General features: G+C 61.3%; 25 protein-coding genes. 6 read left to right on the forward strand and 19 right to left on the reverse strand.

What is annotated here, in order from left to right:
• Positions 1–48: 48 nt before the first annotated feature.
• The 4 genes from CYG48_RS07960 to cysG are packed head-to-tail and all read right to left on the reverse strand — an operon-like array spanning position 49 to position 4,014.
• Positions 49–561, reverse strand: coding sequence for a DUF934 domain-containing protein (locus CYG48_RS07960; protein ID WP_118849889.1), 513 nt, complete (start codon positions 559–561; stop codon positions 49–51).
• Positions 561–2,234, reverse strand: coding sequence for a nitrite/sulfite reductase (locus CYG48_RS07965; protein WP_118849890.1), 1,674 nt, complete (start codon positions 2,232–2,234; stop codon positions 561–563). Before CYG48_RS07965 ends, CYG48_RS07960 begins: the two co-directional genes overlap by 1 nt.
• Before the next feature lie 21 nt (positions 2,235–2,255).
• Entirely contained in the window at positions 2,256–2,570 is a 315-nt protein-coding gene (locus tag CYG48_RS07970; RefSeq protein WP_118849891.1) for a DUF2849 domain-containing protein, read from the reverse strand.
• 4 nt (positions 2,571–2,574) lie between these two features.
• A complete protein-coding gene (cysG, locus tag CYG48_RS07975; protein WP_118849892.1) occupies positions 2,575–4,014 on the reverse strand; it encodes a siroheme synthase CysG in 1,440 nt (479 codons plus the stop codon).
• A 230-nt stretch (positions 4,015–4,244) separates the two neighbouring features.
• Here cysG and CYG48_RS07980 point away from each other — a divergent pair, with 230 nt between their 5' ends.
• Together CYG48_RS07980 and mazG are read left to right on the forward strand one after the other, a co-directional pair.
• Positions 4,245–4,823: a deaminase gene (locus CYG48_RS07980; protein WP_118849893.1), complete on the forward strand. Its 579-nt coding sequence runs from the start codon at positions 4,245–4,247 to the stop codon at positions 4,821–4,823.
• 27 nt (positions 4,824–4,850) lie between these two features.
• Positions 4,851–5,675 (forward strand): nucleoside triphosphate pyrophosphohydrolase, encoded by an 825-nt coding sequence (mazG, locus tag CYG48_RS07985; protein ID WP_118849894.1) that lies wholly within the window; start codon positions 4,851–4,853, stop codon positions 5,673–5,675.
• 17 nt (positions 5,676–5,692) lie between these two features.
• Here mazG and hflX read toward each other — a convergent pair whose 3' ends face one another.
• The 9 genes from hflX to dusB all read right to left on the reverse strand — a co-directional run bounded on the left by hflX (position 5,693) and on the right by dusB (position 17,199).
• Positions 5,693–7,030, reverse strand: a complete 1,338-nt coding sequence (gene hflX, locus CYG48_RS07990) for a GTPase HflX (RefSeq protein WP_118849895.1) — start codon at positions 7,028–7,030, stop codon at positions 5,693–5,695.
• A gap of 74 nt (positions 7,031–7,104) precedes the next feature.
• Positions 7,105–7,347 carry an RNA chaperone Hfq gene (gene hfq, locus CYG48_RS07995; RefSeq protein WP_007757453.1) on the reverse strand — a complete coding sequence of 81 codons (243 nt, stop codon included), beginning with the start codon at positions 7,345–7,347 and terminating at the stop codon, positions 7,105–7,107.
• A 103-nt stretch (positions 7,348–7,450) separates the two neighbouring features.
• The gene (locus tag CYG48_RS08000; protein ID WP_118849896.1) at positions 7,451–8,314 is read right to left on the reverse strand and encodes a D-amino-acid transaminase; all 864 of its coding nucleotides are present in this window, start codon (positions 8,312–8,314) and stop codon (positions 7,451–7,453) included.
• A gap of 12 nt (positions 8,315–8,326) precedes the next feature.
• Positions 8,327–9,703 (reverse strand): Trk system potassium transporter TrkA, encoded by a 1,377-nt coding sequence (trkA, locus tag CYG48_RS08005; RefSeq protein ID WP_118849897.1) that lies wholly within the window; start codon positions 9,701–9,703, stop codon positions 8,327–8,329.
• Between the two features lie 18 nt (positions 9,704–9,721).
• Entirely contained in the window at positions 9,722–11,086 is a 1,365-nt protein-coding gene (ntrX, locus tag CYG48_RS08010) for a nitrogen assimilation response regulator NtrX (protein WP_118849898.1), read from the reverse strand.
• Positions 11,076–13,361 (reverse strand): sensor histidine kinase NtrY-like, encoded by a 2,286-nt coding sequence (locus CYG48_RS08015; RefSeq protein ID WP_118851550.1) that lies wholly within the window; start codon positions 13,359–13,361, stop codon positions 11,076–11,078. Before CYG48_RS08015 ends, ntrX begins: the two co-directional genes overlap by 11 nt.
• Positions 13,362–13,574: 213 nt before the next feature.
• A complete protein-coding gene (gene ntrC, locus CYG48_RS08020; protein ID WP_118849899.1) occupies positions 13,575–15,026 on the reverse strand; it encodes a nitrogen regulation protein NR(I) in 1,452 nt (483 codons plus the stop codon).
• On the reverse strand, positions 15,023–16,183 hold the full coding sequence (locus CYG48_RS08025; RefSeq protein WP_118849900.1) for a two-component system sensor histidine kinase NtrB: 1,161 nt from the start codon (positions 16,181–16,183) through the stop codon (positions 15,023–15,025). Before CYG48_RS08025 ends, ntrC begins: the two co-directional genes overlap by 4 nt.
• Positions 16,180–17,199 (reverse strand): tRNA dihydrouridine synthase DusB, encoded by a 1,020-nt coding sequence (gene dusB, locus CYG48_RS08030; RefSeq protein WP_118849901.1) that lies wholly within the window; start codon positions 17,197–17,199, stop codon positions 16,180–16,182. Before dusB ends, CYG48_RS08025 begins: the two co-directional genes overlap by 4 nt.
• 168 nt (positions 17,200–17,367) lie before the next feature.
• On the opposite strand from dusB, the gene CYG48_RS08035 reads away from it, so the two are divergent.
• Positions 17,368–18,591 (forward strand): bifunctional 2-C-methyl-D-erythritol 4-phosphate cytidylyltransferase/2-C-methyl-D-erythritol 2,4-cyclodiphosphate synthase, encoded by a 1,224-nt coding sequence (locus CYG48_RS08035; protein ID WP_245450446.1) that lies wholly within the window; start codon positions 17,368–17,370, stop codon positions 18,589–18,591.
• Positions 18,588–19,085, forward strand: a complete 498-nt coding sequence (locus tag CYG48_RS08040; RefSeq protein ID WP_118849902.1) for a CinA family protein — start codon at positions 18,588–18,590, stop codon at positions 19,083–19,085. Before CYG48_RS08035 ends, CYG48_RS08040 begins: the two co-directional genes overlap by 4 nt.
• Here the strand turns inward: CYG48_RS08040 and CYG48_RS08045 are convergent.
• The gene (locus CYG48_RS08045; RefSeq protein ID WP_118849903.1) at positions 19,082–19,537 is read right to left on the reverse strand and encodes a type II toxin-antitoxin system RatA family toxin; all 456 of its coding nucleotides are present in this window, start codon (positions 19,535–19,537) and stop codon (positions 19,082–19,084) included. The two genes, CYG48_RS08040 and CYG48_RS08045, sit on opposite strands and share 4 nt — an antisense overlap.
• A gap of 125 nt (positions 19,538–19,662) precedes the next feature.
• On the opposite strand from CYG48_RS08045, the gene CYG48_RS22465 reads away from it, so the two are divergent.
• Both CYG48_RS22465 and CYG48_RS08050 read left to right on the forward strand, forming a co-directional pair.
• Complete coding sequence (locus CYG48_RS22465; RefSeq protein WP_199925256.1) at positions 19,663–19,827, forward strand: hypothetical protein; 165 nt, start codon at positions 19,663–19,665, stop codon at positions 19,825–19,827.
• A gap of 30 nt (positions 19,828–19,857) precedes the next feature.
• Positions 19,858–20,043 (forward strand): hypothetical protein, encoded by a 186-nt coding sequence (locus CYG48_RS08050; protein ID WP_118849904.1) that lies wholly within the window; start codon positions 19,858–19,860, stop codon positions 20,041–20,043.
• An 18-nt stretch (positions 20,044–20,061) separates the two neighbouring features.
• Here CYG48_RS08050 and lipA read toward each other — a convergent pair whose 3' ends face one another.
• From lipA to CYG48_RS08075, 5 genes are all read right to left on the reverse strand, one after another.
• Positions 20,062–21,036, reverse strand: coding sequence for a lipoyl synthase (gene lipA, locus CYG48_RS08055; RefSeq protein ID WP_118849905.1), 975 nt, complete (start codon positions 21,034–21,036; stop codon positions 20,062–20,064).
• Between the two features lie 39 nt (positions 21,037–21,075).
• Positions 21,076–21,321, reverse strand: coding sequence for a GlsB/YeaQ/YmgE family stress response membrane protein (locus CYG48_RS08060; RefSeq protein ID WP_118849906.1), 246 nt, complete (start codon positions 21,319–21,321; stop codon positions 21,076–21,078).
• A 67-nt stretch (positions 21,322–21,388) separates the two neighbouring features.
• The gene (lpdA, locus tag CYG48_RS08065; protein WP_118849907.1) at positions 21,389–22,834 is read right to left on the reverse strand and encodes a dihydrolipoyl dehydrogenase; all 1,446 of its coding nucleotides are present in this window, start codon (positions 22,832–22,834) and stop codon (positions 21,389–21,391) included.
• Positions 22,835–22,888: 54 nt separating this feature from the next.
• Positions 22,889–23,527 (reverse strand): SGNH/GDSL hydrolase family protein, encoded by a 639-nt coding sequence (locus CYG48_RS08070; RefSeq protein WP_118849908.1) that lies wholly within the window; start codon positions 23,525–23,527, stop codon positions 22,889–22,891.
• A gap of 17 nt (positions 23,528–23,544) precedes the next feature.
• Positions 23,545–24,921 (reverse strand): pyruvate dehydrogenase complex dihydrolipoamide acetyltransferase, encoded by a 1,377-nt coding sequence (locus CYG48_RS08075; protein ID WP_118849909.1) that lies wholly within the window; start codon positions 24,919–24,921, stop codon positions 23,545–23,547.
• Positions 24,922–24,930 lie beyond the last annotated feature (9 nt).

A 24,930-nucleotide genomic window follows, 5' to 3' on the forward strand; every position in this document is an offset into this window, starting at 1 on the left:
CTCACGAGGCGAAATATACCATCTGCCTCAAGTTTTAAAGCGCGTGCGTCAAGCGGTCGCTCGCCGGCGCCAGCTATAGCCGCCGGACTTCTCAGCCGGACGCGCCGTCGGCTGGTAATGTACCGCAATGCCGGGCAGTCGGCCCTCTTCCAGCCGCTTCAGCGCCGTCGCGTTCTTCACGGCAAAACTGTCGATGCCACACCGCAGCATCAGCGGAATCTGGTCGATCAGCACATCGCCGACCGCTCGGATTTCGTTCCGGAACGCCAGCCGTTCGCGCAACAGCGAAGCGTGGGAGAAGGCTCGGCCGTCGTTGAAGGCCGGGAACTCAACCGCAACGATCTCCAGGCGGTAAAGATAGGGCTCGAGCTTGCGGACGTCATCCCCCGGCTTGATCAACACGCCGAGGCCAACGTCGTTGCTCGATTCCGCCTTCTCGATCAGGTCCGCGAGCGGCAGAAGCGCCTTCTGCTCTTCGCTCGCCGTCACCTCGTCGCTTTCGATCACCCAGGGGTCGTTCTCGACGAACCCCGTTTCTCTCCAGATCCGTGCGTCCGTCATCACGCTGCCTCCGCCTTGGCGTCACCATAGAGCGCTTCCTTGAACGGCTGCGGCCCGACACGGCGATAGGCTTCGAGGAAGGTTTCTTCCCTGGAGGTTCGCAGACCCAGATAGGTATTGACGATCGTCTCGATCGCATCCGTCACCTTGCTCGGTTCGAAACCGCGACCGATGATTTCGCCGACCGAGGTGTGTTCGTCGGCCGAACCGCCTAGCGTGATCTGGTAGAGTTCGGCGCCCTTCTTCTCCACACCCAGCAGGCCGATATGGCCGACATGGTGGTGGCCGCAGGCGTTGATGCAGCCGGAGATCTTTATCTTCAGCTCGCCAATTTCCGCCTGGCGCTCGGGCGAACCGAAACGGGTGGAAATCTCCTGTGCCACCGGGATCGAGCGGGCATTGGCCAGCGCGCAGTAGTCCAGCCCCGGACAGGCGATGATGTCGGTGATCAGACCGGCATTGGCGGTGGCAAGGTTCTGCGCCGCCAGAGCGCGATAAAGCGGCTCGAGATCGGCAAGCGCGACATGTGGGAAGATCACGTTCTGCTCGTGGCTGATGCGGATCTCGTCATGGGCGAACTCTTCCGCCAGATCCGCCAGCGCATCCATCTGTTCATGCGAGGCATCGCCCGGGATGCCGCCGATCGGCTTCAGCGAGATGGTCACCATGCCGTAGTCGGGATGCTTGTGAGGCTGCACGTTCTGGCTCACCCAGCGCGCAAACGCTTCATCCTGCTTCTTCCAGCTTGCAAGCTGCGCCCAGCCTTCGCTCCGCTCAGGCAACGCCGGCGGTGCGAAGTAGGCGGCGATCGCTGCCACATCGGCCTCCGGCAGCTTCAGCTCGCTGCCTTGGAGATGTGCAAATTCTTCTTCCACCTGACGCGACAGTTCCTCAATGCCGGTCTCGTGTACGAGGATCTTGATGCGCGCCTTGTATTTGTTGTCGCGGCGGCCGTGCAGGTTGTACACGCGCATGATCGCGGTCGTGTAGGACAACAGATCCTCTTCCGGCAGGAAGTCGCGGATCTTCTTGGCGATCAGCGGCGTGCGGCCCTGCCCGCCACCGACGTAAACCGCAAAGCCAAGCTCTCCGGCCTCATTCTTCTTCAGATGCAGGCCGATGTCATGCACCTGGATTGCGGCGCGGTCGCGCTCGGCACCGGTGACCGCAATCTTGAACTTGCGCGGCAGGAAGGAAAACTCCGGATGCACGGAGGACCACTGGCGCAGGATTTCCGCGTAAGGACGCGGATCGGCAACTTCGTCCGCCGCGGCGCCTGCGAAATGGTCGGCCGTGACGTTTCGAATGCAGTTTCCCGAGGTCTGCAGGGCGTGCATCTCGACCGTCGCAAGCTCGGCCAGGATGTCCGGCGTGTCAGACAGCTTCGGCCAGTTGTACTGGATGTTCTGGCGGGTGGTGAAATGCCCGTAACCGCGGTCATATTTGCGCGCGATATGCGCGAGCATCCGCATCTGCCTGGAGTTCAGCGTACCGTAAGGGATTGCGACGCGCAGCATGTAGGCGTGTAACTGAAGGTACACGCCATTCATCAACCGCAGCGGCTTGAACGCATCCTCGGCGAGTTCGCCGGAAAGCCGGCGCGCGACCTGATCGCGGAACTGCTCCACGCGACCCTGGACAAAAGCGTGGTCGAATTCGTCGTAACGATACATGACTTTCCAGATCTTTCGGTATCAGACTGCGATGAATGCCGGATCGGCAGGACGATAACCGGCAGCATATTCCATGGTCGGCCCCTGGGCACGGATGCGCTCGCGCAAGCGGATGGGCCAAAGCTTTCCGTCCTGCTCCTGCACGTCAATAACTGCAACGTCAACGACCTTGTTCGCGCTGAAATCGCGTTTGCCGATCAGTTCGAGGGAGGCGACGGCTTCAGCGTGACGCGCAACAAGCGCGTCCTGCAGGTTTTCAACCCACTGGCCATTGGCGTCCAGCCACACGGCGATGCCATCGGTAAGGCGGTTGGCGGTCAAAACCTTGTCGGTCATTTTCTTATTGTCCCATGTCTTCGCGAACAGCGACTTTCCCATAAGCGGAAAGCGGTTCGGACTTTTCAAAATTGGCACCGGCGACAGCCTCGCCGATGATCACCATGACCGGGCCTGCCAGATCGTCCCGGTGCTCCAGGTCTGAGAGTTCGCCAAGCACCCCGTGCAACAGCTTGCGATCGCTGCGGCTGGCGTTCTCGACCACAGCCACGGTGGTGTCGCGGCTCAGGCCCGCGTCGATCAGACGGCCGGCCACCGAGGCGGCCACAGAGCGCCCCATGTAGACGGCGATGGTCGCACCCGATACCGCAAGGCTTGCCCAATCCGGCAGCACGTCCCCGGCAAGGTCATGGCCGGTCGTGAAGATCAGCGAGGAGGCGACGCCACGCAAGGTGAGCGGCAAATCGAAATCGGCAGCCGCGGCAAAGGCAGAGGTGATACCCGGCACAATCTCATAGGCGATGCCGGCCTCACGCAGTGCCGCCATTTCCTCGCCGGCACGACCATAAACCAGCGGATCGCCGGATTTCAGGCGCACGACTCGCTTGCCCTGCCGACCGAGGTCCACCAGCAGGCGGTTGATCTCACCCTGCGACTTCGAATGGCAATTCTTGCGTTTGCCAACAGACAGGCGTTCGGCGTCGCGGCGCCCCATATCGACAATCGACTGCGGCACCAGCGCATCATAAACGATCGCATCGGCTTCCATCAGAACCCTTTGGGCACGAAGGGTCAGCAGATCCTCGGCACCCGGTCCGGCACCCACAAGCCAGATCTTGCCCTCCGCCCGACCGCTCGTCGACAGAAGAACGTTGGCCGCACGGCGGGCAGCCGCGTCATCGCTGGCGGCCACGGCATCCGCAACATCGGCGGAAAAGAACCGGCGCCAGAAAATCCGGCGCGAAACACCCCGCGGCACAAGCCGCTCGGCAGCGTCGCGATAATCGGCGGCAAGCTTTGCAAGCCGCCCGAGCGACGGCGGCAGCATCTGGTCGATACGGGCACGGATCATCTGCGCGAGTACCGGCCCAGCGCCTTCCGTGCCGATCGCCACCGCCACGGGCGCACGATTAACGAGCGCCGGCGTATAGAAGTCGCAGAGATCCGGCTGATCCACCGCATTGGCGGGAATGCGCTTGGCGCGAGCCGCAAGAACAATTTCCCGGTCCTGCGCGCCATCACCCGTTGCAGCAAAAACAAGCGCGGCACCGTCAAGCTGATCCGGCGAAAATGGCTCGGGAAGAGCAGGAATTCCCTGGTCAACCAGCCAAGCGGCGTAATCCGCCTCAGGCTCGACGGCGTAAGCGACGATCTCGGCTTGCGTATTCCGCAGCAGGCGCGCCTTTGCATAGGCCTCGTCGCCGGAGCCGAACACGGCAACCCGCCTTCCGCTCACGCGAAAGAACGCCGGAAAGACCGACAGACGGTTCGTGCTGGACGACATGGAGGCTTCCTGACTCATACCTGCCCAATATCGTCGATTGCGTGGGGAAGGTGAAGGAATGGATATCCCGCCTTTTCGCGATACCCGTATTTCTGTTCCTCCGATCGTCGGATTACGAGCAAAACCACCCGCGCCGCTTTCCCCAGCTTTTCCCAAAGCTTAACGGAAACACCTTCCGCAACTGCGCACCAGGCAATAAAGTCGCGGAGAACACCAGCAGAAGTGACATCATGACCATAGCAGCCCGCCTCCTCGACGTCATCGAAAACGACATCCTCCCCCTGACTGAACGCGGCGTTGCCGCAGGCAACAAGGTCTTCGGTGCGGCCATCCTGAAGAAATCGGACCTTTCGCTGGTCATTGCCGAAACCAACAACGAGCTGGAAAATCCGCTCTGGCATGGCGAGGTCCATACGCTGAAGCGCTTCTACGAAAGAAGTTCAGCTCTCAACACCAAGGACTTGATATTCCTGTCGACTCACGAGCCCTGCACGATGTGCATGTCGGCGATCACCTGGGCCGGTTTTGACAATTTCTACTCCTTCTTCAGCCATGAAGACTCGCGCGATGCCTTTGCCATTCCGCATGACCTGAAGATCCTGAAGGAGGTGTTCGGCCTGGAGCCTGGCAGCTACCGCCGCAGCAACGCCTTCTGGAATTCCTTCTTCATCGAAGAACTTGTGGAAACGGAGGAGGAGCCGCTACGGGCCGAACTGAAGGCGCAGGTTGCGCGCATCAAGGCTCGCTACGCAGCGCTCTCTGATAGGTATCAATCCGGCAAGACAAACAACAACATCCCGCTAGCCTGAGCGGCAACGCCTTCCAAGGGACGGATCATGGAAGCCTCCAAAGACATATCGCGCCTGCTCGAGATCATGGCTGCTCTGCGTACCCCCGTGACCGGCTGCCCTTGGGACCTTCAGCAGGATTTTGCGACCATCAAACCGTACACGATCGAAGAAGCCTATGAGGTGGCGGACGCGATCGAGCGGAACGACATGGACGACCTTCGCGAGGAACTGGGCGACCTGCTTCTGCAGGTAGTCTTCCACGCCCGCATGGCCGAGGAAGCGGGCGAATTCTCATTTGGTGACGTGGTGGAAGCCATCACGCGCAAGATGATCCGCCGCCACCCGCATGTGTTCGATCGCTCGGATGCGGATACACCCGATGCCGTCAAGCTGCAGTGGGACGAGATCAAGGCAGAGGAAAAGCGCGAGCGGGCGGAACGGCGCGCACAACGTGGCATCACCGAAGACTTCAAGCAGGGTTACCTCGGCGCGGTGCACCGGGCGCAACCCGCGCTGACCGAGGCGCTGAAACTGCAACAGCGCGCCGCCAAGGTCGGCTTCGACTGGTCGGAGGCTGAACCCATACTCGACAAGATCGAGGAGGAAGTCGGCGAACTGCGCGAAGCGCTGCGCAGCGGCCGCAAGGAAAAGGTCTTGGACGAGCTCGGTGACCTGATCTTTGCGATGGTCAATATCGGCAGGCATGTCGGGGCCGATCCCGAAGATGCGCTACGCGGCACGAACACAAAATTTCGTCGCCGCTTTCGCCACATTGAAACCGAGCTTCAAAAAGCAGGTGAGAGCCTGGAGGAAGCCTCACTCGAGCGGATGGAAGACCTTTGGCAGGCCGCGAAGGGCGTGACGGACTAAGGGCGCGCCGTTACCGTTTAGCGCTCCCAGTCCTCGCGCTCCGGCTTGGTGCCGTTGCCGAGCTTGCGTTCAAGCTCCGCCGCCTGCGCCTCGGACAGGCGCACATCCAGCGTCACCGAACCGTCGTCGTTGTCGCTGCGTTCGTCGACCATGGCGTTGTCATAGATCCACGACACCAGCGCAAGCTTTTCCGGCGGCAACGCGATCGTCGTCTCGACCAGAACGCCGGACAAGCGCTTGGAGATCTCGTCCATCAGCCGGTCGATGCCCTCGCCAGTGATCGCCGACACGGCCATGACGTTATCGCGTCCTGCGGCACGCTCGGCCATGGCATCATGCGCTTCCGGTTCAAGCTGGTCGATCTTGTTCCAGACCTCGATGAGCCGCGCGGCACTTTCCTTCTCGTCGATCCCGAGATCACCAAGGATGCGCATCACGTCAGCGGACTGGGCCGCATTATCCGGATCCGACATGTCGCGCACGTGCAGGATGAGGTCGGCTTCCAGAACCTCTTCAAGCGTTGCACGGAAGGCGGCAACCAGATGCGTCGGCAGGTCGGAGATGAACCCGACGGTATCCGACAGGATCACGGTGCGACCATGCGGCAGCTTCATGCGGCGCAGTGTCGGATCTAGCGTCGCGAAGAGCATGTCTTCAGCCAACACGCCGGCACCGGTAATGCGATTGAATAGCGTCGACTTGCCAGCGTTGGTGTAACCGACAAGCGCGACGATCGGGTGCGGAACCTTGCGGCGCTTGGCGCGATGCAGCTGACGGGTTCGCACCACCTGCTCCAGTTCACGCTCCAGCCGAACAATTCGCTCCTGCAGCAAGCGACGGTCGGCTTCGATCTGGGTTTCGCCTGGACCACCCATGAAGCCCGCGCCGCCGCGCTGGCGTTCCAAGTGGGTCCAACTGCGGACAAGGCGGCCCTTCTGATAATTGAGATGCGCAAGGTCGACCTGCAGCGTGCCTTCCTTGGTGGAGGCACGACGGCCGAAGATTTCCAGGATCAGGCCGGTCCGGTCGATGACCTTCGCGTTCCATTCCTTCTCGAGATTGCGCTGCTGGACAGGTGTGAGCGGATGGTCAACGATGACAAGACCGGCGTCATGCTCATCGAGCAACGCCTTGATCTCCTCGATCTTGCCCGTACCCATGAGCGTCGCCGGACGCGGCTGCGCCACCGGCACGATCAACCCTTGGACAATTTCGAGATCAATGGCCTTGGCAAGACCAACGGCTTCTTCAAGACGCGCTTCATTGGAGCGCTGCGGCACGGGGACGCCGCCGTCCACCTGCCCTGCCCTAGGCTTTGCCTGCTTGAGCACCGGCACGATGACGGCCGCGCGCATATCGTCCCGGCGCTTTTCAGCTTCCGGGACAAGGGATTCGTTCGAGGTATCGCGATTTGAAATACTGTCTGTCCTTAAGCCGCGTTTTCTTCCGTCTCGAACATCTGCATGGGCTGGCCCGGCATGATCGTCGAGATCGCGTGCTTATACACGAGTTGGGAATGTCCGTCACGGCGGAGAAGGACGCAGAAGTTGTCAAAGGACGTAACAACGCCCGTCAACTTCACGCCATTGATGAGGAATATCGTCAGCGAAATCTTTTGTTTGCGGACAGTATTAAGAAATAAATCCTGAAGGTTTTGAGAACGTTCCGCCATGGCGCCGCTTCTTTCTTATTTGCCGGATACACCGGATTCTGATCAAAAATGAAAGGAAAAACAGGGAAACGCCCTCGTGTTTCCCTTCCCCTGTGTCTGGTTATCAAATCGCTGTCTTTTCCGCAACGTCGAAAAAGCCATCACGTATAGCCGACGATGCTGTGCCGGGATGGCCGTTGGCAACAGGTTTTCCGTCGATTTCCACAATTGGCACGCAAATGCCGGTTGCAGACGTGAGAAATACCTCGCGCGCAGCCATCATCTCATCGACCTTGAACTCCCGCTCCACCACGGTCAAGCCAAGCTTGGCTGTCACGTCGAGGACAGTTGTTCGGGTGATACCTCTCAGGATGCCGTGCTCTGCCGGTCTGGTAATCAGTTCGCCATCCGCCGTCACCACCCACACATTCGAAGACGCGCCTTCCAGAACAATGCCGTTGCGGTCGACGAAGATGGCGTCCTGCGCCCCGGCTTCCTTCGCCTGCTGCTTGGCCAGTACATTCGGAAGCAGGCCCACCGTCTTGATGTCGACACGGTCCCAGCGGTTCTCAGACACGGTGATGACCTTGACGCCGTTGGCATACTTCCTGGTCATGATAGACGGATCGGTGCTCTTTGCGGTTATCGTCACCGTCAGCGGCGTATCCTGCGACGGGAAATAATGGTCCCGCCTGGCAACACCGCGGGTGATCTGCAGGTAGAAGAGGCCGTTGCGGACGCGATTGCGTCGTAGCACTTCGCGGATCACCGTGGTCAGTGCTGCGCGGCTCATCGGCGACGACATCCTCAACTCGCTCAGCGAGCGATCAAGCCGCGTCAGGTGCCGGGTGAGATCGACAATCATGCCCTGGCGGACCTCGCAAACCTCGTAGACGCCATCGGCAAACTGAAAGCCGCGATCCTCGATATGCACGGCTGCGTCCGAATGCGGGAGATACCGACCGTTGACATAAGCGATACGGGACATCTTGGACCTCGACTAGAAATATTGGATGGAGACGCGGAAAAGCTGTTCGACGTCACGCACCGCGTCGGCCGTGGCGAATAGGACGACGCGATCGCGCGCCTTGATTCTTGTCGCCCCATCGGGGTGGATCACGACACCGTCGCGGAAGATCGCACCAACGCGGATGCCGTCCGGCAGGTGAAGCTCGCGGAAGGACTTGCCGACCAGGGGCGATGTTTCCAGCGCCTCGGCCTCGATGATTTCGGCCGCGCCATGCTGCACCGCATAAACCGAGCGGATGCGGCCCTTGCGGACGTGCTGCAACACGCGTGAGATCGTTACGGCCCGGGGGTTGATCTGCGCATCGATGCCTACGGATTGCGTGATCTGGTTGAACGAGGTGGAGTTGATCAGCACCAGGTTCGACTTGCAACCCAGCGACTTGGCCAGGAGGCCGCCCAGGATGTTGATCTGGTCGTTGTTGGTCAACATCACGATCAGGTCGGTTTCCTGGATATCCGCCTGAGACAGGATGTTCTGGTCGAGCGCCGATCCATGAAGCACGATCGTGTTGCGCAGCGTCTCGGAGATGGTGATTGCCTTGTCGCGATCGCTCTCGATGATCTTGAGCCGCGTCCGCGGCTGGTGTTCCTCGATCGTGCGCGCAACGAAATGGCCGATATTGCCGCCACCGGCGATGATGATGCGGCGCGCCTCCGGCTCCTCGTGGCCGAACAGGCCAAGCGTGCGGCGAACATGGTCACGCTGGCAGATGACGTAAGCTAGGTCACCCACTTCCAACTGATCGGCGGAGCGAGCGACCTTCAACGAGCCCTCGCGGTAGATCCCGACCACGGTCGCCATCAGATCCGGAAAGAGGTCGGAGAGCTGGTGCAAAGGCGTCGAGACGACCGGGCAATCTTCCATGCACTCGATCGCGACCATGGCGATCTGGTCGTCCGCAAAACGCATGACGTCCGTCGCGCCGGGGAAGGAGATGCGTCGCAGCACCATCTTGCCCACTTCGACCTCCGGAGAGATCGTCACGTCGATCGACATGTTCTGCCGGCTGAAGAGATCGGCATATTCCGGCTGCAGGTAGCTCTGGGCGCGAATGCGGGCGATCTTCGTCGGCACCGAAAAGAGCGCATGCGCCACCTCGCAGGCGACGATATTGACCTCGTCAAAGAGCGTGACGGCGATGATCATGTCGGCGTCTTCGGCGCCGGCCTTTTCCAGCACGTCCGGATGGGCGCCGTGCCCGACATACCCCTTCACATCGAGCGCTTCGGTGATCGCCGCAATCAGCGTCTGCGATGTGTCGATGACGGAGACGTCATTGTCCTCCTGCGAAAGCCTTTCGGCGATGCCGTAGCCGACCTGCCCCGCGCCGCAAATGATCACCTTCATCGACAGAAACTTTCGCGGTCAGACGCCCAGGGATTTCAGCTTGCGATGCAGCGCCGACCGCTCCATGCCGACGAATTCGGCGGTGCGGGAGATATTGCCGCCAAACCGGTTGATCTGCGCAATGAGATAGTCACGCTCGAACATTTCGCGTGCCTCGCGCAAGGGCAGCGTCATGATGTGATAGTCGCCCTTGGTGGACACCTTTGGCAGCATGTCGCCAAGATCGGTCGGCAGCATGTCGGCGGAAATCGGGGTATCCGGACCATCGGTGCGGGCGAGAATCATCAGCCGCTCGATATTGTTGCGCAACTGGCGGATGTTGCCAGGCCAATCATGAGCCTGGAGGACCGCCATAGCATCTTCACCGATGCGGCGCGGGCGAATGCCGGCCTGCTCCGAGATCTGCCGCATGAACATGTCCACCAGAAACGGGATATCCTCGCGCCGTTCTGCAAGTGCTGGAACCTTCACCGGAACCACCGCAAGGCGGTGATAAAGGTCTTCGCGGAACGAGCCTTCGGAGATCAGGTTCTCGAGGTTATAGGCCGTCGACGAGATGATGCGGACGTCGACCTTCACCCGCTTTGATCCACCCACGCGCTCGAACTGCTGGTCCACCAGCACGCGCAGGATCTTGTTCTGCGTCTCGCGCGGCATTTCACCGACCTCGTCGAGGTAAAGGATGCCGCGATGCGCTTCTTCCAGCGCGCCGATCTTGCGCGGCTGCCCGGGTGCGCCTTCCGTGCCGAACAAGGCCACTTCCATCCGGTCCGGCGTGATCGTCGCGGCATTGAGCGCCACGAAGGGCCCGCCCGAACGGGCCGATCGCTTGTGGATCATCCGCGCGACCAGTTCCTTGCCCGACCCCGATGGCCCGAGGATCATGATGCGGCTGTTGGTCGGCGACACCTTGTCGATCGTCTGTCGAAGCTGGGAGACGGCAACCGACGTGCCGACGAGTTCGGCCGCATCGCCGGTGCGTTTCTTGAGTTCGGTCACCTCACGCTTCAGCTTCGAGTTCTCGAGCGCCCGCTCGGCAATCAGGATCAGCCGGTCTGCCTTGAACGGCTTCTCGATGAAATCGAACGCACCACGCTTGATGGCCGACACGGCAGTCTCGACATTGCCGTGACCGGAAATCATCACCACCGGCAACTCGGGATGGCGGCTCTTGATCTCATCCAGCAGCGCCAGCCCGTCGAGCTTGGAGCCCTGCATCCAGATATCGAGGAAGACGAGGCGCGGCACGCGATCGGAAATCGCCGCCAGCGCGCTATCGCTGTCGTGGGCCGTGCGGGTTTCATGCCCTTCGTCAGAAAGAATGCCGGATACAATATCGCGAATATCGGCTTCGTCATCCACGACCAGAATATCAGACGCCATATGCCAGTTCCTTGTTATTATCGTCCGTACCCGGGACGGCCGCCTTGTTGAGACGCGGCAGCACGACCCTGATCATGGCGCCTTTGCCATGATCGAAATCGGCGGGAGCATCGTGCAATTCCAACTGCCCGCCATGTTCTTCGATGATCTTCTTGACGATCGCCAGTCCGAGGCCGGTACCCTTCTCCCGCATCGTCATATAGGGCTCCAGAATCCGGTGCCGGTTCTCCGTAGGCAGGCCGCTGCCATTGTCGATGATGTCGACAACGTAGGCGTCGCGGTTCGCGTCAAGATAAGAGCGGACCTTGACCTTGCGCCCATCCCGCTCTTGATCACTCGGCACTGCCTCGATGGCTTCCACCGCGTTCTTGACGAGATTGCCGAAGGCTTGGCCAAGCATGCGCGCGTCGAACATGCCGCGCAGCGGCTCGTCGCCAAGTTCACGGATGAAGTCGACGTGGGTCGTCCCCATTTCGCGCAGGAAGACGGCGTCGCGGACAACATCCCGCAGGTCAGCCTCTTCCTTGGAAGGCTTCGGCATCCGCGCAAACGAGGAGAACTCGTCGACCATGCGCCCGATGTCGCCCACCTGCCGAACGATCGTGTCGGTGCATTGGTCGAACACCGCCCGATCGTCTTCCGCAATATGCTTGCCATAGCGGCGCTTCAGGCGCTCTGCCGACAGTTGGATCGGCGTCAGCGGGTTCTTGATTTCATGCGCAATACGCCGCGCGACATCCGCCCAGGCCGTCGAGCGCTGTGCGATCACCAGATCGGTGATGTCGTCGAGCGTGATGACGTAGGAATCTTGTGACGAGCGTTGCTCCTCGCGCGTGACCTGCACCGAAAGCGTCCGCTCCTTGCCGCCGCGCATCAGGTTCACCTGCTTGCGGAACTCGCCGCGGGCACGGGCCCGCGCTTCGGTGAGCACCTGCTCGATCTCCGGCGCCACGTCCTGCAACTTCTCGCCGATAAGCTCCTCTGCCGGTACACCCAGGAAGGCTTCGGCGGTCGGATTGACGATGGTGATGCGCCGGTCTTCCTCGACGCCAATGACGGCCGCAGTGACGCCGGACAACACGGCCTCGATGAAGCGGCGACGGTCATCCACCTCGTCCTTGGCCTCAAGGATTTCGTCGCGCTGGCCGCGAATCTCGGAAATCATCTTGTTGAAGGTGCGCGATAGGTTGCCGACGTCGCCATCGGCTGCCCTCACCGGTACGACGACGTTGAGATTGCCGGTCGCAACGCTGTCCGCCGCGCTGATGAGGAGGCGGATCGGCCGCACGATGCGGTCAGCGACCGCGATGGCCGTCCAGATGGCCGCAAGCAGAACGATCAGTGCAAAGCCGAGGTAGAGCACGGCAAAGGCGATCTGCAGCGAGGTCCGGCCCGCCTCCATCGCCTGATACTCGGCGGTGTTTTCTTCCATCATCCGCATTGCGGCGATGACCTTCGGGTCGACGGCGCGGATCGTGTAAAGGAAGGCGCCGGGCACCGCATCCATTTTGATGACGGCACCAACAAGGTTGGTGACACCCGGGGGGATCAGTGTCGGCTGCCCGGCAGCGGCAGATTGCAGCGCATCCTGCGGGATGGCAGGAAGCGGCTTCTCCGTCTTGATGTCAGCCTGGACGATCGCCTGGCCGTCCTCGCGCACCAGGAAGGCGCCGAGCATGCCGCGACCTCGGGCCTGGCGCGTCATCAGTTCGATGAAGCCGGTTCGATCGAGATAGAACATCGCACGGTTGCGTTCGAGGTCGTTCGACATCGAAACCGTCTGGCCCTGCAAATAGCTGGCGTTCTCCAGCATATAGGCCCGCGCCACGTCCTGCGACGACTGGACGATCGACTGCGTGCGCAGCGAAAACCAGCGATCAAGCCCGACATTCAAGGTCAGGCTTGCGAAGATCGCGACCAGCACTGCCGGGGTGATCGCCACGATCGAGAACAGCACGACGATGCGCACATGCAGCCGGGCCGCTGCCCGGCCACGATTGCGGGCTCGCACCAGCCGTGCCACCTCACGACCGATAAGGTACATCAACCCGAGAATGAACAGGGAATTCACCGCCGCGGACGCAATGACCACGTTGGTCGTCGGCGCGATCGGCGTCAGGCCAAGCAGAACAAAAAGCGTGAGCGAGGCACAGATGAGCGCGCCGCCAGCCAGCAGCAGCCCCGGAAGCGCAAACGACGCCCGGCGGTCCTGCCCGCCTGCCTCGCCGCCCGACACGTCATCTTCGGTCGCCGGCGCTGTCACACCCTGCATCATCGAAATCACTCCGATCCCCAAGCCCTCGCGGGAGATCGTTTTCAACCCGCCCGGCGGGAAAACGACAGCCACCTCAGCGATCTGTCAGTGCACTTGAAGCACTGTCGCGAACCGCCACTCCACCACCGGCACTGCGTTGCCTTTAAGCAACGCAATGTGGCGAAAATGCAACGATCGGCGAGTCCTGTCAAGAAGGCTGGAACATTCCTCAGCTCACGCTGTGCGTGAACTGCGGTACACGGAGACGCCCAGTTCGCGGATCTTCTTGCGCAGAGTATTGCGATTGAGACCCAGGAGATCAGCCGCCTTGATCTGGTTGCCGCGCGTGGCCGTAAGTGCGGCGAGGATCAGCGGATACTCCATCTCGGTGAGCACCCGGTCGTAAAGACCTGGCGGCGGCAGGCTGTCGCCGAAGCTCGCAAAATAGCTGCGCATGTTTTCTTCGACTGCCTGGGCAATGGTGAGCGATCCACTGCGGGCGCTGACCTTGTCGATCGGGCTGTCCGGCACATCCGAGCGCAGCTCCGCCTCGATGATCTCGCGGGTGATGACATCCTGCGGATAAAGCGCGGTCAGACGGCGGATCAGGTTTTCCAGTTCGCGCACGTTGCCCGGCCAGGCGTAGGCCTTCATCAGGTCCAGCGCCTCGTTGTCGAACCGCTTGTGGTCGAGCCCTTCCTTTTCCGCCATCTGCATGAAGTGACGGACGAGATCCGGGATGTCTTCGGCCCGGTCGCGCAGCGGCGGCAGGCGCAGCGGCACGACGTTCAGGCGGTAATAGAGGTCTTCGCGGAAGAGGCCCTGGTTGATGAGGTGCTTCAGGTCCTTGTTGGTTGCGGCAACGATGCGAACATCGGTGCGGATCGGGGTGCGACCACCAACGGTGGTGTATTCGCCCTGCTGCAGCACACGCAGCAGGCGCGTCTGGGCGTCCATCGGCATGTCGCCGATCTCGTCCAGGAACAGGGTACCGCCCTCGGCCTGCTCGAAGCGACCGGTGGAACGGCTTTGCGCGCCGGTGAAGGCGCCCTTCTCGTGGCCGAAGAGTTCGGATTCGATCAGGTCGCGCGGGATTGCGGCCATGTTGATCGCCACGAAGGGCCCGTTGCGGCGCTTGCCGTAGTCGTGCAGCGCACGAGCGACCAGTTCCTTGCCCGTACCCGACTCGCCGGTAATCATCAGCGTCAGGTCCGTCTGCATCAGGCGCGCCAGGACGCGGTAGATTTCCTGCATGGCAGCAGAACGACCGACAAGCGGCATGCCGTCCTGTGTGTCGTCATCCAGCCGCGCCGGCTTGCGCTTCGGCTCAGCCAGGGCGCGTCCGATGATCGCGATGAGTTCAGTCAGGTCGAACGGCTTCGGCAGGTAGTCGTAGGCGCCCTTCTCGGATGCCTTGATTGCGGTCATGAAGGTGTTCTGCGCGCTCATGACGAGCACCGGGAGTTCGGGCCGGGCCTTCTTGATCCGCGGCAGCAGATCAAAGGCGTTCTCGTCCGGCATCACGACGTCGGTCACCACCAGATCGCCCTCGCCCGCCGAAACCCAGCGCCAGAGCGTGGCAGCATTGGACGTGATGCGCACCTCGTATCCGGCACGCGTCAGGGCCTGGTTTAGAACGGTGCGGATCGCCGCGTCGTCATCGGCGACAAGGATCGTGGCAGTCATTTCAAGCTTCCTGTGGAATGCGAGGCGCGATCGTCAGCCGCCTCTTCCTTGTGCATGGGCATCAACACCCGGAATGTCGTGCGGCGGGCCTGGCTGTCGCATTCGACGATGCCACCGTGGGCGCCGATGATCTTGGCAACCAGCGCAAGCCCGAGACCGGAACCGTTCGTCTTGGTGGTGATGAAGGGATCAAAGAGATGCGGCAGCAGATCCGCCGGCACGCCCGGACCGTTGTCGATGACGCAGAATTCGAGCGGCAGCGAAATTTTCTCGCGTGTACCGGAGACCGAGAGCTTGATCCCCGGACGATAGGCCGTCGTCAGCATGATCTCCGCATCCGGCTGGTCGCCCACTGCTTCCGCTGCATTCTTCACCAGGTTCAGGAAGACCTGAACCAACTGGTCGCGGTTGGCAAAAACCGGCGGCAGTGACGGGTCGTACATCTCCGAGATCTTGATGTTGCGACCGAAGCCTGCCTTCGCAACCGCCTTCACATGATCGAGCACCGAATGGATATTGAGCGGCGTTCGCTGCACCGGGCGCTCGTCGGAGAACACTTCCATACGGTCGACCAGCGAGACGATACGGTCCGTTTCATCGCAAATGAGACGGGTCAGGGCGCGGTCCTCGTCTGGCACCGACGTTTCGAGAAGCTGGGCGGCACCGCGAATGCCGGAAAGCGGGTTCTTGATCTCATGCGCCAGCATGGAGGCAAGACCGGTGACAGAACGGGCTGCCGCACGATGCGTCAACTGCCGGTCGATCTTGTCTGCCATGGAGCGTTCCTGGAAGACCACGACAACCGAGCCAGGTTCGCTCACCACCGGCGCGACATAAAGGTCAACGAGCTTGTCCTGGCCAAGACGGGGAGACGATAGATCGACCCGGTATTCATTGACCGGCGCCTTGCGCTCACGCACCTGGTCGATCAGTGCGAGAAGCGGGCTGCCGAAGGGAATGAAGGTGGAGATCTCGTTTTTGGCGAGATAGGTTGCGCTCGCGCCGAAGAAGGACTCCGCTTCCCAATTGGCGAAGGCAACCTTGCCGGCCGAATCGACCAGGATCACAGGATTCTGGACGGAGTTCAGAACCGCCATGGCAAGCGTATTGCCGACCGCGGCACCCAAAGCTCCGTTGGCTCCTTCGGCCTTGCTCATGCAGCCTTCCTTTGCTTCTCGCCATCCTCACCGGCAAAGGCCAACCTCATTCGAGACATGACGTCCTGCGGGTCCTTCGAGATCATGATCGCTGCCTTTTCCTCCATGGCAAGTGACGGCGCATAGCGGTCAAGATACCAGCCAAGATGCTTGCGGGCATGCCGCAGCCCCGGCTCGCGGCCGTAAAGCTCCAGCATCGCCTCGTAGTGCTCGCAAACGAGGTCCGGGATCTCGTTGGTAGCCGGACCCCGCTCGCCTGCAAGTTGGCCGACATGCCATGGCCGGCCCTGCGCGCCGCGGCCAAGCATGACGGCGTCGGCGCCGGAGCGACGGACGATCTCCGCCGCATCCTCGGGCGTCTCGACGTCCCCGTTGGCAATCAGGGGAACTGATATGACCTCACGCACAGCACGAATGGCGTCCCAGTCCGCCCTGCCCTCATAGAACTGCATCCGGGTGCGGCCATGGATGGTAATCAACTGAACGCCGGCGTCTTCAGCACGCTTGGCGATCTCCGGCGCGTTGATCGAGTTCTCATCCCAGCCGAGCCGCATCTTCAGCGTGACCGGCACCGAAACGGCCTTGACCGTTGCCTCGATCAGCGTAAGCGCGTGGTCTGGGTCCCGCATCAGGGCGGAGCCCGAATAACCGCCGGTCACCTTCTTGGCGGGACAGCCCATGTTGATGTCGATGATGTCGGCGCCGTTGTCGGCCGAGATTTTGGCAGCCTCGCCCATCCAGTGGGCTTCACGGCCAGCCAGCTGAACCATATGGGGGTTGATGCCGGTGCTCTTCAGCCGCGCCCAGGATTCACCGCGGTTCATCACCAGTTCACGGCTGGCGACCATCTCCGTCACCACCAGGCCGGCGCCGAACCGCCAGGCGATCTGCCTGAACGGCAGGTCGGTGACCCCCGACATGGGCGCCAGGACAACACGGTTCCTGATGTCGACAGACCCGGTCCGAAAAGGCGTGGAGAGATCCTGAAGCGGCAAATGATGATCTTTCGGGCACATGATGCTACTGCACTATTTTTATTCACCTCAACTGCATTTGCCAAGAGCAAATCAGGAGATGCGCAATATTTAGCTTGCTGGCTGGATTACCCGCCTTTCATTCTATAGTTCTGCGCCTGTCAATCCTCCAGTATCGAGAAACAGGTGCGGCGCATGGGCGACAACGCCATGACAAACAAAGCCATGACGAATGACCACATGCTCATCGGGATCGTCATTGTTGCGGCCGGGCGTGGCGAACGTGCCGGATCCGCCGAGGAAGGGCCGAAACAGTACCGCCCGATTGGTGGCAAGCCCGTGCTGGCGCACACCCTGCAGCAGTTCGTGACCTGGCCCCGCAGCGGGCCAATCGTCGTCGTGATCCACCCGGACGATCGATCACTTTATGATGATGCAACGGCCGGGCTGCACGATCCGCAGCGGATCATTGTCACCTTCGGCGGCGCGACGCGCCAGCAGTCAGTCTTGGCAGGGCTGCAGGCACTGTCGGGAACGAGCGCAACGCACGTGATGATCCATGACGCCGCGCGTCCCTTCATCGATCATAGTGTTCTCGACCGGGTCGCGACGGTGCTGGACCGCGGTGCCCCCGCGGTGCTTCCTGTCATTCCCGTCACCGACACCCTAAAGCGCGGCGGAAATGATGGTCTGGTACAGGAGACGGTCTCGCGAGCCGGGCTGTATGCGGCGCAGACGCCGCAGAGCTTCCGGTTTTCCGATATCCTTGACGTTCACGCGAAAGCCGCCGCAAGCGGCCGCCATGATTTCACCGACGATGCATCCATCGCCGAATGGGCAGGGCTTCCTGTTACTCTGGCGGAAGGGTCCGTCGACAACATCAAACTGACAGTAAAGCGTGACATGGCCATGGCCGATGAAAAACTCTCGCGATTTGTCGTTCCGGACGTGCGCACCGGCAACGGCTATGATGTGCACCAACTGGAGCCGGGTGACGGTGTCACGCTCTGCGGCGTCTTCATTCCACACCATCTGAAGCTCAGCGGCCATTCGGATGCCGACGTGGCACTCCACGCGCTGACTGACGCCCTGCTTGCGACCTGCGGCGCCGGCGACATCGGCGACCACTTCCCGCCAACGGACATGCGGTGGCGAGGCGCGGCCTCGACCATCTTCCTTGAGCATGCGGCAAAGCTCGTTCGCGACCGCGGCGGCGTCATCACCAACGCCGATGTCTCGCTCATCGCCGAAGCACCCAAGATCGCGCCGCACCGCGACCAGATGCGCAAGAATCTCGCCGATACCCTGGACATCACGATCGACCGCTGTTCGGTAAAAGCAACCACTAACGAAAAGATGGGCTTTGTGGGTCGCAATGAGGGCATCGCCGCCATTGCCACCGCAACCGTCGTTTACCGGGGGAGTATCGAATGAGCATCTTTCCGCCGGAGATCATCCGCAAGGCCGAACAGATCATCGCCGACTTCTCCAGCCGCGGCATGATGGCTGCCACCGCTGAATCCTGCACCGGCGGGCTGATTGCCGGCGTACTAACCGAGGTTCCGGGCTCCTCTGCCGTCGTTGATCGCGGTTTCGTCACCTATACCAATGAAGCCAAGGCCGACATGCTCGGCGTCAGCCCCGCCACGCTTGAGGCTCATGGCGCGGTGTCAAAGGAGACGGCGCTGCAGATGGTCCACGGCGCGCTCTTCCGCTCGCGTGCGACGGTCGCCGTCGCTGTCACGGGTGTTGCCGGGCCTGGTGGCGGTTCGGCAGGAAAGCCGGTCGGCCTCGTGCACCTGGCTGCCAAAAACCGCTCAGGAACCATCCTGCATCGCGAGATGCGCTACGGCGATATTGGCCGCGACAAAGTGCGTCTCGCGACCGTTGAGACGGCACTGGACATGCTGGTGGAAGCTGCAGTCTAAGCGTAGATCTTGTCGGCTCTCGCCTCGAATGCTTCGGCAAACATCCGAAAAGCGCGATCAAACATCGATCCCATGAGCGCACCAAGAATCATGCTCTTGAACTCATAATCGATATAAAAATGCACGACGCATGCGTCTGACGACCCATCCGCCGCCGGCTCGAACCGCCACCGGTTGTCGAGATACTTGAACGGCCCCTCGATATATTTGACGTCGATCGCCTGTTCCGCCGGATTGAGCAGCACCTGGGTCGTGAACGTCTCGCGGATCGCCTTGTAACCAACCGTCATGTCCGCCAGCAAAAGCGTCTTGCCGTCCCGCTCCTTGCGTGAGCGGACCGAAAGGGCGTCGCACAGCGGCAGGAATTGCGGGTAGCGTTCAATATCGGCAACCAGCGCATACATCTTCTCTGCACTGTGCTTCACGGGGCGGCGGATCTCAAACTTTGGCATGCCCGTGAGTTAAGCCCGCTTCCACACAATATCAAGCTGTTGAGCGGAGCCGCGACAGAATATCCACGTGAGCGCTCGGACCTCTGCCTACGAAATTCTAGGCATGGAACGCCGGACGATCGGACATGGATTTCCTTCGCAGCCAGACAATATTATACGGGTTGTCGAAGACCATGCTGCGGCGCCTTCCCGCACCGCAGGTAGAATACGTCATGGTGTTCCGGGACTGTAACGATGAGGATGGGTGCGGCGCGCCGGGCTTGCTGGACGACGGGTTCTGGGCCGAGTGACCGCCTCCCTCCTAGCGGAAAGACGTGCAGATGGATGATTTCGCCCAGATGATCAAGTTGCTGGAATCCGCCAAGCAGCTTGCTGACATGAACCAGCTACCCATGCTCGCATACCTGATCGAAATGGCAAAGGGAGAGGCTCGCGGCCACCGTTATACGCTGCGTGAGCGCCGGCGCGGGCAGGCAAAACGCCAGAAGGACGAAGCTGCGGAATAAAGAGAGAAGGATCGCCGCTTATTCAGCGGCGACCATCAGCTTCTGCTCGCGGGCTGCGCGAAGGCGCGCGAAATCGTCGCCCGCATGGTGCGACGAACGGGTGAGCGGGCTCGAGGACACCATCAGGAAGCCTTTGGAGTAAGCCACGGTCTCGTAGGACTTGAACTCCTCGGGCGTCACGAACTTCTCGACCTTGTGGTGCTTGCGGGTCGGCTGCAGGTACTGGCCGATCGTCAGGAAGTCGACGTCCGCCGTGCGCAGGTCGTCCATCAGTTGCAGCACTTCGTTCCGCTCTTCGCCGAGGCCTACCATGATGCCGGACTTGGTGAACATGGTGGGGTCGAGTTCCTTCACCCGCTGCAGCAGGCGAATGGAGTGGAAATAACGGGCGCCCGGGCGAACGGTCAGGTAGTTGCCCGCGACCGTTTCCATGTTGTGGTTGAAGACGTCCGGCTTGGCGGCCACGACGCGCTCCAGTGCACCCGGCTTCTTCAGGAAGTCAGGCGTGAGGATCTCGATCGTCGTGTTTGGCGAGGCGGCGCGGATTGCCCAGATCACCTTTTCGAAGTGCTCGGCGCCCCCATCTTCCAGGTCGTCGCGGTCGACGGAGGTGATGACGACGTGCTCGAGGCCCATCTGCTTGACGGCCTTGGCGACATTTTCCGGCTCATCGAGATCGAGTGCATTCGGGCGACCGGTCGAGACATTGCAGAATGCGCAGGCGCGGGTGCAAATCTCGCCCATGATCATGAAGGTGGCGTGCTTCTTGTCCCAGCACTCGCCGATATTTGGGCAGCCGGCTTCCTCGCAGACCGTGACGAGCTTGTGCTCCTTCACGATCGACCGAGTTTCCATGTAGCCCTTGGAGACGGGTGCCTTGACGCGAATCCACTCCGGCTTGCGCATCACTTCCGTGTCGGGGCGGTGTGCCTTCTCCGGATGGCGGACACGCTTCTCATCACTCAGAGCAGTCCTGTCGAGAATAGTGACCATCGAAAACCTGCTTTCAACCGCATGCCTGCGGTTCCTTCGTCAACGCCTGACGAGCTTGGCAACAAATAACAAAATGCAGGAGCCGACGAAACCCTGCACGAGGTAACCCAGCCATCCGCTGGCGACATGGATGTCGGCGCTTTCGAAGATGGCATTGGCAATAACGGCACCCACGATGCCGATCACGATGTTCATGAAGATGCCGAAGCGGATGTCCATCAGCTTGCCGGCGAGCCATCCCGCCAAACCGCCGATGATGATTGCCGCAAACCAGCCCACTTCCATGCGTGTCGTCCTTCCGCTTGTCCGAGAGATATGGGCAGTCGCCTGCCCATCTGCAAACTGTCGAGGATCAGGCGTTCAGGACCTTGCCATAGGCGTCGAGAACGCTCTCCTTCATCGACTCCGAAATCGTCGGGTGCGGGAAGATCGTGTGCATCAGGTCTTCTTCCGTCGTCTCAAGGTTCATGGCGACGACGAAGCCCTGGATGAGTTCGGTGACTTCAGCACCGACCATATGCGCACCGAGGAGTTCGCCGGTCTTCTTGTCGAAGATCGTCTTCACCATGCCCTGGTCCTCGCCAAGCGCTACGGCCTTACCGTTGGCGGCAAAGGAGAAGCGGCCGACGCGGATCTCGCGACCCTGTTCTTTGGCCTTGGCTTCGGTTAGGCCCACCGAAGCGACCTGCGGGTTGCAATAAGTGCAGCCCGGGATCTTCAGCTTGTCCATTGGGTGGACGTTCGGGACGTCGGCGATCTTTTCGACGCAGATGACCGCCTCATGCTCGGCCTTGTGGGCGAGCAGCGGCGGGCCGGCAACGTCGCCGATGGCGTAGATGCCGTCCACGCTCGTCTTGCCATAACCATCGATGACGATGAAGCCGCGATCGGTCTTGACGCCGACGGCCTCGAGCCCGATGCCTTCGATATTGGCCTGGACACCGACGGCCGAGATCATCCGGTCGGCGGTGATCTTTTCGGTCGTGCCATCTTTCTTCTCGATGGTGGCAGTCACGGAATTGGCGCCCTTCTCCACCTTGGTCACCTTGGTTTCCAAGTGGATCTTGATGCCCTGCCGGTCAAACTGCTTCTTGGCGAAGGCCGAAATCTCGGCATCTTCCACAGGCATGACCTGGCTCATGATTTCCACCACGGTCACATCGACGCCCATGGTGCGATAGAAGCTGGCAAACTCGATGCCGATCGCGCCGGAGCCCATGACGAGCAACGACTTCGGCATTTCTTCCGGCTTCATCGCCTCGAAATAGGTCCAGATCAGCTTGCCATCCGGTTCGATCCCGGGAAGCGCACGTGGACGAGCGCCGGTTGCGACGATGATATGCTTGGCGGTGTAGGTGCCCTCACCGAGCGTGTTCTTCGGCACGGGGCCCTGCGGCTGGACGATCGGCTTCGAGATCTTGCCGACAACGATCTCGCCGGGCTTGGTGATCTTCGCCTCGCCCCAGATGATGTCGATCTTGTTCTTCTTGAACAGGAAGCCGACGCCGTTGTTCATGCGCGCCGCAATACCGCGCGAGCGTGTAACGATCGCCTTGATGTCCGGCTTGATCGAACCTTCGAGCGTCAGGCCGTAGTCCTTGGCATGGCTGGCCGTGTGCATCACATCGGCGGACCGAAGCAGCGCCTTGGTCGGGATGCAGCCCCAGTTGGAGCAGATGCCGGCCAGGTGCTCACGCTCGACGACAGCGACCTTCATGCCGAGCTGGGCTGCACGGATTGCGGCAATATAGCCGCCCGGACCGGCACCGATAACGATCAAGTCGTAGGATTGAGCCATAGCTTGCGCCTTTTCTCTGGGAGCCAGCCGTCGTCGCGGCTCGCCTCTCAACTATTAAAGTCCGAGCATCATCCGGACGATCGGCTCGAGGCCGCGCCCGATGGCTCGCGTATTGTCTGCCGTCAGATGCACGCCATCGATCGGCGTGGTCTTTGCGACCGATCCGGCATCAAAGAAACCGCAGCCCATGTCGTCCGCCAGGTCCCGGTAGAGCGAAGCCAGCATCGCTGACTCTTCCACGCCGCCACGGAACATGGCGGAGAACACAGGATCTGCCGTCTCGCAAAGCGGCGGAGGCGAGACGATCAGCACGTCGGGCGCATCATAGTCGAAGGAGTATTCGTGATGCCGTATCAGCCCGACAAGCCGTTGCATGCCGGAACGCGCCGCGTGCGCGGTACCGGCAATGACCGGCTTCATGTCGTTCGACCCCAGCATGATGATGACGAGGTCGAGCGGCATGTGGGTGTGAAGAACCGTCGGCATCGTCCTCACGCCGTTGCGATCGCAATCGGCCAGATGGTCGTCATAGCCGGTGGTGCGACCGTTCAGGCCTTCGGCGATCACCGTGACCTCGCTGCCGAGGGCCGCGCCAAGCACGCTTGGCCAGCGATCCTCATAGGCATGGCGACCGGGGCCATCCGGATTGTAGCCCCAGGTCAGCGAGTCGCCGAAGCAGAGAACGGTTTTCACAAGCCGGCCCTCCGTATTTAGACGAGCATCGCCATCGGATTTTCGATGTAGCGCTTGAAGGCAGAAGCCAGTTCCGCGCCGAGCGCACCATCAATAACGCGGTGGTCGAAGGCGAAGGTGGCCGTCATGACAGTTCCGACCTCGATCTTGCCGTTGCGAACAACCGGCTTCTCCACGCCTGCACCGATCGAAACGATCGAGGCCTGCGGCAGGTTGATGATCGAGGTGAAGTTCGACACGCCGAACATGCCAAGGTTCGACACGGATGTCGTACCGCCCTGATACTCTTCCGGCTTCAGCTTCTTGTCACGCGCACGCTTGGCAAGGTCCTTGACCTCATTGGAGATCGCAGACAGCGTCTTCGTTTCGGCCTTGCGGACGATGGGCGTGATCAGCCCGTCGGCGATGGCAACTGCCACGCCGACATCGGCATGCTTGTGCATGACCCGTGCAGTCGACGTCCAGGAGGCGTTCGCCATCGGAACGTCACGCAGCGCAAGCGCCATCGCCTTGATGATGAAGTCGTTGACCGAAAGCTTGAAGGCCGGAACCTCGCCCTTCTCGGTCTTTTTCACGGGAGCCGACGCGTTGATCTCGCCACGCAGCTTCAACAGCGTGTCGATTTCGCAATCCATGGAAACGAAGTAGGACGGAACCGTCTGACTCGACTCGGTAAGGCGCGAGGCGATCGTCTTGCGCATACCGTCATGCGGCAGAAGTTCGTAGGAACCCTGTTCGAAGAGCTTCAGCACGGCATCATCCGACTGGCCCTTGGCCGGTGCAGCAGGTGCCGCGGCGCCTGCTTCGGCTGACGCAGCAGCAGACTTCGTGCCACCGGAGGCGACTGCCTTCTCGATATCCGCCTTGACGACGCGACCATGCGGACCGGAGCCTGCAACGGACGACAGGTCGATGCCGGCTTCCTTGGCGAGACGGCGTGCAAGCGGCGAAGAGAACACGCGCTTGCCATCGGCAACCGGCGCAGGGGTCGACGGAGCAGGCTTGGCATCCGCGACAGGCGTCGAGGCCTGCTGCGCGGGCTCAGCAGCCTTCGGAGCCGGTGCGGCCTCCGCCTTTGCAGGCTCGGCCTTCGATGCCTCTGCCTGCGCAGGCGCACCACCACCGGAAGAGGCGGCTGCCGCGACATCTTCGCCTTCGGCAGCAAGGATGGCGATCAAGGCATTTACCTTCACCGCTTCCGTACCGGCCGGCACGACGATCTTCGCCACGGTACCCTCATCGACGGCTTCCACTTCCATGGTCGCCTTGTCGGTCTCGATCTCGGCGATGACATCGCCGGACTTGACCTGGTCGCCTTCCTTCACAAGCCACTTGGCGAGGTTGCCCTCTTCCATGGTGGGAGACAGGGCCGGCATGGTAATGTTGATCGGCATCGAACGCCC

This window comes from Neorhizobium sp. SOG26, assembly GCF_003491345.1.
GTDB lineage: Bacteria > Pseudomonadota > Alphaproteobacteria > Rhizobiales > Rhizobiaceae > Neorhizobium > Neorhizobium turbinariae.